The organism is Streptomyces sp. SID3212 (genome assembly GCF_009865405.1).
Lineage (GTDB): Bacteria > Actinomycetota > Actinomycetes > Streptomycetales > Streptomycetaceae > Streptomyces.
The window spans coordinates 1-11,766 of sequence record NZ_WWJY01000036.1 but is presented as its reverse complement, the minus strand read 5'-3'; the positions used below and the strand labels follow the sequence as shown (position 1 = coordinate 11,766).

Here is an 11,766-nt window from a genome sequence, read left to right as displayed (position 1 = left end):
AAGACGACCACCACGGTCGCCATGGACTTCGGCTGCATCACCATCGACCCGACGCTGAAGCTCTACCTCTTCGGCACCCCGGGCCAGGACCGCTTCAAGTTCATGTGGGACGACCTCGTCCAGGGCGCGCTCGGCGCGCTGGTGATCGTGGACACCCGGCGCCTGGACGACTGCTACGTCGCCGTCGACTACTTCGAGGCGAAGGGCATCCCCTTCGCGATCGGGATCAACACCTTCGAGGGCGCGGTCACCCACACGCTGGACGAGGTGCGGTGGGCCCTGGACGTCGACGCGCGGGTCCCGCTGTTCGCCTTCGACGCCCGGGAACGCGGATCGGTACGGGACGCCCTGCTGACCGTACTGAAAGTGGCCCTGGCCAGGACGACGGCCGCCTAGCCGGGGCCACCGGGACGGGCCGGTCAGCGGCGGCTGACCCCCGGGGACACCACCAGACGGCCCGCCAGCCAGAACACGCCGAGGGTGAGCAGGGCCAGGGCGGCGACCAGCGTCGCGCCGCCCACGACCTTCTCGTAGTCCCGCTGGTAGAGGCCGTCGATGACGTACCGGCCGAGGCCGCCGAGGCTCACGTACGCGGCGATCGTGGCGGTGGAGATGATCTGGATCGCCGCCGTGCGCAGGGCGCCGAGGATCAGCGGGAGCGCCACGGGCAGTTCGACCCGCAGCAGGATCTTCGCCTCGTGCATGCCCAGGCCCCGGGCCGCGTCGACCGGCGAGGGGTCCACGCTTCGCACGGCCTCGTACGTGGTCACCAGGATCGGCGGGATCGCCAGCACGACCAGCGGGATCATCACCGGCGTGAGCCCGATCCCGAACGCGAGGAACATCAGCACCAGCAGCCCGAAGCTGGGCAGCGACCGGGCGGCGTTGGCGATCGTGCCGAGGACGTTGCCGCCCCGGCCCGTGTGGCCCGTGACCAGTCCGACCGGCAGCCCGATCCCGGCGGCGACGGCCAGCGCGCCCAGCGAGTACTGGATGTGCTCCCAGACACGCTGCGGGATGCCGTCGTAACCGTGCCAGCGGGAGCTCTCGCTGAAGAACGAGGTGATGAAGTGGAGGACGTTCACCGGCTGCTCTCCAGCTTCTGGCGGGGCGCGGGCAGAGTTCCCGGCAGCGTGGCGGCCGTGGTCTCCGCCCGGCCGCCGCGCGGCATCCACGGGGTCAGCAGGTTGCGGCCGACGACGAGCAGGATGTCCGCGAGGACCGCCAGCACGGCGGTGGTGACGACGGAACTCACCGCCAGCATGGGCCGGTGGTAGAACATCGCGTCGGTGAGCATGTTGCCCAGCGCCCCCTGGTTGCCGATCAGCGCGCCCACGCTCACCAGGCTGATGCTCGCGGCGGTGGCGCCCCGCAGCCCGGCGAAGATCGCCGGGACGGCGATGGGCAGTTCGACGCGGAGGAAGCGGCGCCAGGGGCCGAAGCCCATCGCGGTGGCCGCCGCCTGCGTCTCCCCCGGTACGGATCTGATCCCGTCCACGATGGCCGGGACGAGCACCACCAGGGTGTAGAGGGTCAACGGGATCATCACCGTGGTGCGGCTCTGCCCGGTGTAGTCGATCAGGACCACGAAGATCGCGAGCGAGGGGATCGCGTAGACGACCGTGGCGCCCCAGAGCACCGGCGGGTACAGCCACCCGTGCCGTACGCACAACTGGGCGAGCAGCAGGGCCAGTACGAGCCCGCCGGCCACCGGGATCAGCGCTTCCTCCAGGTGCAGGGCCACCAGGCCGAGGTAGCTGTGCTGGAGGTCGCTGGGGACGTCGAAGAAGCCGTCGCCGCTCATGTCCCGGCCACCGCAGGCGCGTTGGGCGCGTTGGGCTCGTCGGATCCGGCGGGGAGGGCACCCGACCGTTCGTGTTCCGCGTGGGCCGTACGGATCGCCGCGGCGATCATCTCCTGGGAGGCGATGCCCGCGACCCGGCCGGTGTCGTCCACGGCGACCGCCCAGCCCGTCGGGGACAGCACCGCCCCGTCCAACGCGGCCCGCAGGGAGTCCCGCCGCGCGTGGAACGGCCGCCCGCACGGGATCAGCGCCGTATCGGCACCGCTCCCGGCGCCCTCCCCGGCCGCCGGGTCCCGCCAGCCGAGCGGCTTGCCCGCCGCGTCCGTGACCAGCAGGTACGGTACGGGCGGCCTCGTCCCGGCCGTCTTCTCGACGGACACCTTTCCGCCGGCGTCCGCCACCGGCGGAGGTTCAAGGGCGAGCGCCTCGCACGTGAAGAACGACAGCCGCCGCACTCCGCGGTCGTTGCCGAGGAAGTCCTCGACAAACGCGTCGGCGGGCGCCGAGAGCAGTTCCCCGGGCGGCGCGAACTGCGCGAGCCTGCCGCCCGTCCGCATCACCGCGATCCGGTCGCCGAGCTTGATCGCCTCGTCGATGTCATGCGTCACGAACACGATGGTCTTGCCCAACTCGGCCTGGATACGCAGCAGCTCGTCCTGGAGCCCCTTGCGGACCACCGGGTCGACGGCCGAGAACGGCTCGTCCATCAGCAGCACCGGCGGATCCGCCGCCAGCGCCCTGGCCACCCCGACCCGCTGCTGCTGCCCGCCGGAGAGCTGGTACGGATAGCGCTTGGCCAGGGCCGGGTCCAGCCCGACGCGCTCCATCAGCTCCACCGCCCGCTCGCGGGCCCGCTTCCGGTCCCAGCCGAGCATGCGCGGCACCGTGGCGATGTTGTCGGCCACCGAACGGTGCTGGAAGAGCCCGGCGTTCTGGATGACGTACCCCATCGACCGCCGCAGCGCGTTGACCGGCCGCTGTCTGAGGTCGTCCCCGTCGAGCAGGATCCTGCCCTCGGTGGGCTCGATCATCCGGTTGATCATCCGCAGCGTGGTGGTCTTCCCGCACCCGGAGGGGCCCACCAGCACGGTGATCGAACCGTCCGGAATGTCCAGGGAGAGCCGATCGACCGCGACCGTCCCGTCGGCGTAGCGCTTCGTCACCGCTTCGATGCTGATCAAGGTCTCAAATACCCTTCGGCATGGCCCTGTTACGGCTGTTCCGGACGCGTCCCCACCGTATCGGGCGCGGCCCTCCCATCGAACGGCAGGGCGAAAATAAGCCAGGGTCCGGCACCTCTGTGAGGTACCGGACCCTTGGGCTTGGCCGTGACACGGCGGCCTGCGCTGCCTACCGCACGAAGATCCCGGCCTGGTTGGCCAGATCCAGGAAGTACTGCGGCGCCACACCGAGGACGACCGTGACCACGCCGCCGATGCCGATCGTCGTCTTCGTCAGCAGCGACGGCACGGCGACCGTCGGCCCGTCGGCCTTGGGCTCGCTGAAGAACATCAGGACGATGACCCGGATGTAGAAGAACGCGGCGATCGCCGACGAGATCACACCGACCACCACCAGCGCTCCCGCTCCGCCGTCGGCCGCCGCCTTGAAGACGGCGAACTTCCCCGAGAAGCCTGAGGTCAGCGGGATACCGGCGAACGCCAGCAGGAACAGCGCGAAGAACGCGGCCACCAGCGGCGAACGCCGCCCCAGCCCCGCCCACTTGGACAGGTGCGTCGCCTCGCCGCCCGCGTCGCGCACCAGCGTGACCACCGCGAACGCGCCGATCGTCACGAAGGAGTACGCCAGGAGGTAGAAGAGGACGGACGAGATGCCGTCGGGCGTCGTCGCGATCACACCGGCCAGGATGAAGCCGGCGTGGGCGATGGACGAGTACGCCAGGAGGCGCTTGATGTCGGTCTGGGTGATGGCCACGATCGCGCCGCCCAGCATGGTGATGATCGCGATCGCCCACATCACGGGACGCCAGTCCCAGCGCAGGCCCGGCAGCACCACGTACAGCAGCCGCAGCAGCGCGCCGAAGGCCGCGACCTTCGTCGCCGCCGCCATGAAGCCGGTGATCGGGGTGGGCGCGCCCTGGTAGACGTCCGGGGTCCACATGTGGAACGGCACCGCGCCGACCTTGAACAGCAGCCCCATCAGGATCATCGCGCCGCCGATGAGCAGCAGCGCGTCGTTGCCCATGGTGTCGGCGAGGGCCGGGTTCACGGTCTGGACCGTGCCGTCGACGACCTCGGCGATGCGCGCGTACGACACCGAGCCCGCGTACCCGTACAGCAGCGCGATCCCGAAGAGCAGGAACGCCGACGAGAAGGAGCCCAGCAGGAAGTACTTGACCGCGGCCTCCTGCGACAGCAGCCGCTTGCGGCGGGCCAGGGCGCAGAGGAGGTAGAGCGGGAGGGAGAACACTTCCAGCGCCACGAACAGCGTCAGCAGGTCGTTGGCCGACGGGAAGACGAGCATCCCGGCGATCGCGAACAGGGCGAGCGGGAACACCTCGGTGGTGGTGAACCCGGCCTTGACGGCGGCCTGTTCGCTGTCGCTGCCCGGGACGGACGCGCCCTGCGCGGCGAACGAGTCGACGCGCTTGCCGTGCGCCTCCGGGTCGAGCTTGCGCTCGGCGAAGGTGAACACGGCGGCGATCGACGCCAGCAGGATCGTCCCCTGGAGGAAGAGCGCCGGGCCGTCGACGGCGATGGCGCCCATGGCCGCGATGTGCGCCTTGGTCGTGCCGTAGCCGGTGTTGGCGAGGGCGATCACCGCCGCGAAACCGGCGGCCAGGGCGACCACGGAGAGCCACACCTGCGTGTGGTAGCGCTTGCCCCGGGGGACGAACGCCTCGACCAGGATCCCCAGGATGGCGGCGCCCAGCACGATCAGGGTGGGCGACAACTGCGCGTACTCGATATGGGGGGCCGGGATCTTGTCGATCCCCCCGGCCGCCGAAGTTGTCCACAGGCTGTGGACGACTGTCGCACTCACGGAGCGGCCTCCACCTCGGGCTTGGGATCGGTCTTCTTGACGTCCGACATCGTGTGTTTCACGGCCGGGTTGACGATGTCGGTCAGCGGCTTCGGGTAGACACCCAGGAAGAGGAGCAGCGCGATCAGCGGGGTGACGACCACCAGCTCACGGACCCTCAGGTCCGACATGCCCTGGACCGCCGCCTTCACCGGCCCGGTCATCGTGCGCTGGTAGAGCACCAGGACGTAGAGCGCAGCGAGCACGATGCCCGAGGTGGCGATGATGCCGACCACCGGATACCGGCTGAACGTGCCGACCAGGACCAGGAACTCACTGACGAACGGGGAGAGCCCCGGCAGCGAGAGTGTGGCCAGTCCGCCGATCAGGAACGTACCGGCGAGGACCGGTGCGACCTTCTGCACTCCGCCGTAGTCCGCGATGAGCCGCGAGCCGCGCCGGGTGATCAGGAAGCCGGCGACCAGCATCAGCGCGGCCGTCGAGATCCCGTGGTTGACCATGTAGAGCGTGGCGCCCGACTGGCCCTGGCTGGTCATCGCGAAGATGCCCATGATGATGAAGCCGAAGTGCGAGATCGACGCGTAGGCGATCAGGCGCTTGATGTCCCGCTGGCCGACGGCGAGCAGCGCGCCGTAGACGATGCTGATCAGCGCGAGCACCAGGATCACCGGGGTGGCCCACTTGGAGGCTTCCGGGAAGAGCTGGAGGCAGAAGCGCAGCATCGCGAACGTGCCGACCTTGTCGACCACGGCCGTGATCAGGACGGCGACCGGCGCGGTGGCCTCGCCCATCGCGTTGGGCAGCCAGGTGTGCAGCGGCCACAGCGGGGCCTTCACGGCGAACGCGAAGAAGAAGCCCAGGAACAGCCACCGCTCCGTGCTGGTCGCCATGGACAGCGAGCCGTTGGCCCGGGCGTCGGCGATCTCGGAGAGCGAGAACGTCCCCGCGACGACGAACAGGCCGATGACCGCGGCGAGCATGATCAGCCCGCCGACCAGGTTGTACAGGAGGAACTTCACGGCCGCGTACGAGCGCTGCGTCGCCGCCGCCTCGTCCCCGCCCGCGTGGGCCCGGTCGCCGAAGCCGCCGATGAGGAAGTACATCGGGATGAGCATGGCTTCGAAGAGGATGTAGAAGAGGAAGACGTCGGTGGCCTCGAAGGAGAGGATCACCATCGCCTCGACCATCAGGATGAGCGCGAAGAAGCCCTGGGTCGGCCGCCAGCGGCGGTTCGGCGCGGCGTCCTCCAGCGGGTCGGCGTCGTGCCAGCCCGCCAGGATGACGAACGGGATCAGCAGGGCGGTCAGCGCCATCAGCACGACGCCGATGCCGTCCACGCCCAGTTCGTACCTGACCCCGAATTCCTTGATCCAGGCGTGCGACTCGGTGAGTTGGTAGCGGTCGCCGCCGGGCTCGAAGAGGGCCAGGACGACGGCGGCCACCGCGAGCGTGGCGAGGGAGAACAGGAGCGCCAGCCATTTGGCGAAGGTACGCCGGGCGGCGGGCACGGCCGCCGTGGCGATCGCGCCGACCGCCGGCAGCGCCGCCGCCACCGTCAGATAGGGGAACGACATGTCCGTTTACACCGCCCTCATCAGCAGGGTCGCGGCGATGAGCACTGCCGTACCTCCGAGCATCGAGACCGCATAGGAGCGGGCGTAACCGTTCTGGAGCTTGCGCAGCCGGCCCGAGAGCCCGCCGAAGGACGCCGCGGTGCCGTTGACCACCCCGTCGACCAGGGTGTGGTCGACGTACACCAGGGAGCGGGTGAGGTGTTCGCCGCCGCGGACCAGGACGACGTGGTTGAAGTCGTCCTGGAGGAGGTCGCGGCGGGCGGCGCGGGTGAGCAGCGAGCCGCGCGGTGCGACCTTGGGCACCGGGCGCCTGCCGTACTGCGCCCAGGCGATGCCGACGCCGATGAGCAGCACCACGACCGTGGAGGCGGTGACCGTCGCGGCGCTGACCGGCGAGTGGCCGTGGTCGTGTCCGGTGACGGGCTCCAGCCAGTTCACGAAGGCGCTGTTCAGGGAGAACAGCCCGCCCGCGAAGACCGAGCCGAAGGCGAGCACGATCATCGGGATCGTCATCGACCTGGGCGACTCGTGCGGGTGCGGCTCGTGGCCGTCCGCGTCCGGCTCCCAGCGCTTCTCGCCGAAGAAGGTCATCAGCATCACGCGGGTCATGTAGTACGCGGTGATCGCGGCGCCCAGCAGGGTGACGGCGCCGAGGATCCAGCCCTCCGTGCCGCCCTTGGCGAAGGCCGCTTCGATGATCTTGTCCTTGGACCAGAAGCCGGAGAGCCCGGGGAAGCCGATGATCGCCAGATAGCCGAGGCCGAAGGTGACGAACGTGACCGGCATGTACTTCCGCAGGCCGCCGTACTTCCTCATGTCCACCTCGTCGTTCATGCCGTGCATGACCGAACCGGCGCCGAGGAAGAGCCCGGCCTTGAAGAAGCCGTGGGTCACCAGGTGCATGATCGCGAAGACGTACCCGATCGGGCCGAGGCCCGCCGCCAGGATCATGTAGCCGATCTGCGACATCGTCGACCCGGCGAGGGCCTTCTTGATGTCGTCCTTGGCGCAACCGACGATCGCACCGAAGAGGAGCGTCACCGCGCCGACCACCACGACCACCAGCTGGGCGTCGGGCGCCCCGTTGAAGATCGCGCCGGAGCGGGTGATCAGGTAGACGCCCGCGGTCACCATCGTCGCCGCGTGGATCAGGGCCGAGACCGGGGTCGGGCCCTCCATCGCGTCGCCGAGCCACGACTGGAGCGGCACCTGGGCCGACTTGCCGCACGCGGCGAGCAGCAGCATCAGGCCGATGGCCGTCAGCTTGCCCTCGGTGGCGTCCGTCGCGTTCTCCAGCACCGGGCCGAAGGCGAAGGTCCCGAAGGTCGTGAACATCAGCATGATCGCGATCGACAGGCCCACGTCACCGACGCGGTTGACCAGGAAGGCCTTCTTCGCGGCGGTGGCCGCGCTGGGCTTGTGCTGCCAGAACCCGATCAGCAGGTACGAGGCGAGGCCCACGCCCTCCCAGCCCATGTACAGCAGCAGGTAGTTGTCGGCGAGGACCAGCAGCAGCATCGCCGCCAGGAACAGGTTCAGGTAGCCGAAGAAGCGGCGGCGCCGCTCGTCGTGCTCCATGTACCCGATCGAGTAGATGTGGATCAGCGTGCCCACACCGGTGATCAGCAGGACGAACGTCATCGACAGCTGGTCGAGCTGGAAGGCGACGTCCGCCTGGAAGCCTTCGACGGGGATCCAGCTGAACAGGTGCTGGTGCAGGGCGCGGTCCTCACCGCTCCTGCCGAGCATGTCGCTGAACAGCACCACGCCGATCACGAACGCCGCGCCGGCCAGCGCCGTACCGAGCCAGTGGCCCAGGCGGTCGAGCCGGCGCCCGCCGCACAGCAGGACCGCCGCTCCGAGCAGAGGCGCCGCGATGAGCAGCGCAATCAAGTTCTCCACGATTCAGCGACCCCTCAGAGCTTCATCAGGCTGGCGTCGTCGACCGAGGCCGAGTGGCGGGAGCGGAAGAGCGACACGATGATCGCGAGCCCGACCACGACCTCCGCGGCGGCGACGACCATCACGAAGAAGGCGATGACCTGCCCGTCGAGGTTGCCGTGCAGCCGGGCGAAGGCGACGAACGCGAGATTGCAGGCGTTGAGCATCAGCTCGATGCACATGAACACCACGATCGCGTTGCGCCGGATCAGCACACCGGTGGCACCGATGGTGAAGAGCAGCGACGCGAGGTAGAGGTAGTGGACCGGGTTCATCGCTTGATCTCCTCCTCGCGGCCGAGCCGGTCGGTGGACCGCTGCTCCAGCGCCTTGAGGTCCGCGATGGCCTCGCTCGACACGTCGCGGATCTGGCCGCGGTCCTTGAGGGTCTTGTTGACGGTCAGCTCGGAGACCGTGCCGTCCGGCAGCAGGCCCGGGATGTCCACCGCGTTGTGCCGGGCGTAGACACCCGGGGCGGGCAGCGGCGGCAGGTGGACGCCCTTGCGGACGCGGTCCTCGGCCATCTCCCGCTGCGTCAGCGCCCGTTCGGTGCGCTCGCGGTGGGTGAGGACCATGGCGCCGACGGCCGCGGTGATCAGCAGCGCGCCGGTGATCTCGAAGGCGAAGACGTACTTGGTGAAGATCAGCGCGGCCAGCCCCTCGACGTTGCCGCCCGCGTTGGCCTGGCCGAGCCCGGCAAACGAGTTCAGCGACGCGTTGCCGATGCCCCCGATCAGCAGGGCGCCGAAGCCGAGTCCGCAGACCAGGGCCAGCCAGCGCTGGCCCTTGAGCGTCTCCTTGAGGGAGTCCGCCGCGGTGACCCCGACCAGCATGACCACGAAGAGGAACAGCATCATGATCGCGCCGGTGTAGACGATGATCTGGACGACGCCCAGGAAGTAGGCGCCGTTGGCCAGGTAGAAGACCGCCAGGATGATCATCGTCGCGGCCAGGCTCAGCGCGCTGTGCACGGCCCTCTTCATGAGGATCGTGGCGAAGGCGCCGACCACCGCGACCGTACCGAGGATCCAGAACTGGACGGCCTCGCCGGTCGACGTGGCGGACGCCGCGAGGGTGGTGGAGGCGGTGAGTGCGTTCACGACCCGATCACCTTCTTCGACGCCGGCTCGTCCTCGCCGAAGGTGGACGCGGCCTCCTGCGGCCGTTCGCCCTTGCTCAGCGCCACCTGGCGGACCGTGCCGGGCGCGGCCTCCGTGACCAGCCCCCGGTAGTAGTCCTGCTCGTCCGTGCCCGGGAAGATCGAGTGCGGCGACTCGACCATGCCCTCGTCCAGGCCCGCGAGGAGCTGCTCCTTGGTGTAGATGAGGCTCTCGCGCGAACTGTCGGCCAGCTCGAACTCGTTGGTCATCGTGAGCGCCCGGGTCGGGCATGCCTCGATGCACAGGCCGCAGAGGATGCAGCGCGCGTAGTTGATCTGGTAGACGCGGCCGTAGCGCTCCCCCGGGGAGTAGCGCTCCTCCTCGGTGTTGTCCGCGCCCTCCACGTAGATCGCGTCCGCCGGACACGCCCAGGCGCACAGCTCGCAGCCGATGCACTTCTCCAGGCCGTCCGGATGCCGGTTCAGCTGGTGACGGCCGTGGAAGCGCGGCGCCGTCACCTTCTGCTGCTCCGGGTACTGCTCGGTCAGCCGCTTCTTGAACATGGCCTTGAAGGTCACGCCGAAGCCCGCGACCGGGTTCTTCGGGGCGCGGGGGTTCTCCGCCTGCGAAGAATCGTTCGACGAGTCCCGCGCCGGGTCCCGCCGGGAGACCTGCGAGGAGTCCCGCGTGGAGTCCTGCGAAGAGTCAGACACTGTCAGCCTCCTTTCCGTCACTCTCGGTACCGTCACTCACAGTGTCGACCCCACCACTGACAACGAGCTCGCGCTCGGTGCGCGGACGCCTGCGCGGCACGGGTGGCAGCGTCTGGCCGGGCAGCGGTGGTACGGGGAATCCGCCCGCCATCGGGTCGAAGGCCGGGGGTTCCGGCTCCCGTTCGGCGTCGGCCCGCTCCTTCTTGTCGCGGAAGATGTCGGCGACGAAGGAGAGCAGCAGGATCGCGACGACCGCCCCGCCGACGTAGAGCACGATCGACTGGAAGTCGTAGTTCTCGTTGCGCAGGGCCCGTACGGTCGCGACCAGCATCAGCCAGACCACCGAGACCGGGATCAGGACCTTCCAGCCCAGCTTCATCAACTGGTCGTAGCGCACACGCGGCAGCGTGCCGCGCAGCCAGATGAAGAAGAAGAGAAGCAGCTGGACCTTGACGACGAACCAGAGCATCGGCCACCAGCCGTGGTTCGCGCCCTCCCAGAAGGTGGAGATGGGCCACGGGGCGCGCCAGCCGCCGAGGAAGAGCGTGGTCGCGACGGCCGAGACGGTGACCATGTTGACGTACTCGGCGAGCATGAACATCGCGAACTTGATGGACGAGTACTCGGTGTTGAAGCCGCCGACGAGGTCACCCTCGGACTCGGGCATGTCGAAGGGGGCGCGGTTCGTCTCGCCGACCATCGTGATGACGTAGATGATGAAGGAGACCGGCAGCAGCACGATGTACCAGCGGTCCGCCTGTGCCTCCACGATCGCCGAGGTCGACATCGACCCCGAGTAGAGGAAGACGGAGGCGAACGCGGCGCCCATGGCGATCTCGTACGAGATCATCTGCGCGGCCGACCGCAGTCCGCCGAGCAGCGGGTACGTCGACCCGGAGGACCAGCCCGCCAGGACGATGCCGTAGATGCCGATCGAGGCGACCGCGAGGACGTACAGCATCGCGATCGGCAGGTCGGTCAGCTGCATCGTGGTGCGCTGGCCGAAGATCGAGACCTCGTTGCCGGACGGGCCGAACGGGATCACGGCGATCGCCATGAACGCCGGGACCGCGGCGACGATCGGCGCGAGGACGTAGACGACCTTGTCCGCGCGCTTGACGATCAGGTCTTCCTTGAGCATCAGCTTGATGCCGTCGGCGAGCGACTGGAGCATGCCCCAGGGACCGTGCCGGTTGGGGCCGATCCGCAGCTGCATCCAGGCGACGACCTTGCGCTCCCACACGATGGAGAACAGCACGGTGACCATCAGGAACGCGAAGCAGAACACGGCCTTGACGACCACGAGCCACCACGGGTCGCGGCCGAACAGCGACAGGTCCTCGGCGGCGAGGACGGTGTGAACGGTGTGAGGAGCCGCCGCGAGGGGGGAGAAGGCGGTCATGCGCGCACCTCCGGCGCTTCTGCGTCCGCGGCCGGCGCACCGGCCGGGGCGATACGGACCAGCGTTCCCGGCTGGGAGCCGGTGTCCGCCGGGATGCCGCGGCCCGTGGAGTTCAGCGGCAGCCAGACCACCCGGTCGGGCATCACCGTGACCCGCAGCGGGAGGGTGACCGTGCCCGCCGGGCCCGTGACGGCCAGCGGGTCGCCGTCCTTGACGCCGGTCTCGGCGGC

12 protein-coding genes are annotated in these 11,766 nt (G+C 69.3%); 1 reads left to right on the top strand and 11 read right to left on the bottom strand.

The annotated features are described in order from the left end of the window. On the top strand, positions 1-396 hold a 396-nt coding region (locus tag GT042_RS01555), incomplete at its 5' end, for an ATP/GTP-binding protein (RefSeq protein WP_202532214.1). Between the two features lie 23 nt (positions 397-419). On the opposite strand, the gene GT042_RS01550 is transcribed toward GT042_RS01555, so the two are convergent. The 11 genes from GT042_RS01550 to GT042_RS01500 form a co-directional block, all read right to left on the bottom strand. Beyond that, entirely contained in the window at positions 420-1,085 is a 666-nt protein-coding gene (locus GT042_RS01550) for an ABC transporter permease (RefSeq protein WP_161306887.1), read from the bottom strand. Beyond that, entirely contained in the window at positions 1,082-1,804 is a 723-nt protein-coding gene (locus tag GT042_RS01545) for an ABC transporter permease subunit (RefSeq protein WP_161306886.1), read from the bottom strand. Before GT042_RS01545 ends, GT042_RS01550 begins: the two co-directional genes overlap by 4 nt. Next, positions 1,801-2,985 (bottom strand): ABC transporter ATP-binding protein, encoded by a 1,185-nt coding sequence (locus GT042_RS01540; RefSeq protein ID WP_161306885.1) that lies wholly within the window; start codon positions 2,983-2,985, stop codon positions 1,801-1,803. The genes GT042_RS01545 and GT042_RS01540 overlap by 4 nt, the downstream gene beginning before the upstream one ends. Before the next feature lie 169 nt (positions 2,986-3,154). Continuing rightward, positions 3,155-4,807: an NADH-quinone oxidoreductase subunit NuoN gene (nuoN, locus tag GT042_RS01535; RefSeq protein WP_161306884.1), complete on the bottom strand. Its 1,653-nt coding sequence runs from the start codon at positions 4,805-4,807 to the stop codon at positions 3,155-3,157. Continuing rightward, positions 4,804-6,381, bottom strand: coding sequence for an NADH-quinone oxidoreductase subunit M (locus GT042_RS01530; RefSeq protein ID WP_161306883.1), 1,578 nt, complete (start codon positions 6,379-6,381; stop codon positions 4,804-4,806). The genes nuoN and GT042_RS01530 overlap by 4 nt, the downstream gene beginning before the upstream one ends. A gap of 6 nt (positions 6,382-6,387) precedes the next feature. Further along, the gene (gene nuoL / locus GT042_RS01525) at positions 6,388-8,283 is read right to left on the bottom strand and encodes an NADH-quinone oxidoreductase subunit L (protein WP_161306882.1); all 1,896 of its coding nucleotides are present in this window, start codon (positions 8,281-8,283) and stop codon (positions 6,388-6,390) included. A gap of 14 nt (positions 8,284-8,297) precedes the next feature. Beyond that, entirely contained in the window at positions 8,298-8,597 is a 300-nt protein-coding gene (gene nuoK / locus GT042_RS01520; RefSeq protein ID WP_161306881.1) for an NADH-quinone oxidoreductase subunit NuoK, read from the bottom strand. Further along, the gene (locus GT042_RS01515; protein WP_161306880.1) at positions 8,594-9,421 is read right to left on the bottom strand and encodes an NADH-quinone oxidoreductase subunit J; all 828 of its coding nucleotides are present in this window, start codon (positions 9,419-9,421) and stop codon (positions 8,594-8,596) included. Before GT042_RS01515 ends, nuoK begins: the two co-directional genes overlap by 4 nt. Then, the gene (nuoI, locus tag GT042_RS01510; protein WP_345943638.1) at positions 9,418-10,134 is read right to left on the bottom strand and encodes an NADH-quinone oxidoreductase subunit NuoI; all 717 of its coding nucleotides are present in this window, start codon (positions 10,132-10,134) and stop codon (positions 9,418-9,420) included. The genes GT042_RS01515 and nuoI overlap by 4 nt, the downstream gene beginning before the upstream one ends. Continuing rightward, complete coding sequence (gene nuoH / locus GT042_RS01505; protein WP_161306879.1) at positions 10,127-11,536, bottom strand: NADH-quinone oxidoreductase subunit NuoH; 1,410 nt, start codon at positions 11,534-11,536, stop codon at positions 10,127-10,129. The genes nuoI and nuoH overlap by 8 nt, the downstream gene beginning before the upstream one ends. Beyond that, on the bottom strand, positions 11,533-11,766 hold a 234-nt coding region (locus tag GT042_RS01500; RefSeq protein ID WP_161306878.1), incomplete at its 5' end, for a hypothetical protein. The genes GT042_RS01500 and nuoH, both read right to left, overlap by 4 nt.

Bases quoted from the DNA above. Each gene is read 5' to 3' on its own strand.
- nuoH (WP_161306879.1), bottom strand. From the start codon at position 11,536: ATGACCGCCTTCTCCCCCCTCGCGGCGGCTCCTCACACCGTTCACACC.
- GT042_RS01530 (WP_161306883.1), bottom strand. From the start codon at position 6,381: ATGTCGTTCCCCTATCTGACGGTGGCGGCGGCGCTGCCGGCGGTCGGC.
- GT042_RS01545 (WP_161306886.1), bottom strand. From the start codon at position 1,804: ATGAGCGGCGACGGCTTCTTCGACGTCCCCAGCGACCTCCAGCACAGC.
- nuoK (WP_161306881.1), bottom strand. From the start codon at position 8,597: ATGAACCCGGTCCACTACCTCTACCTCGCGTCGCTGCTCTTCACCATC.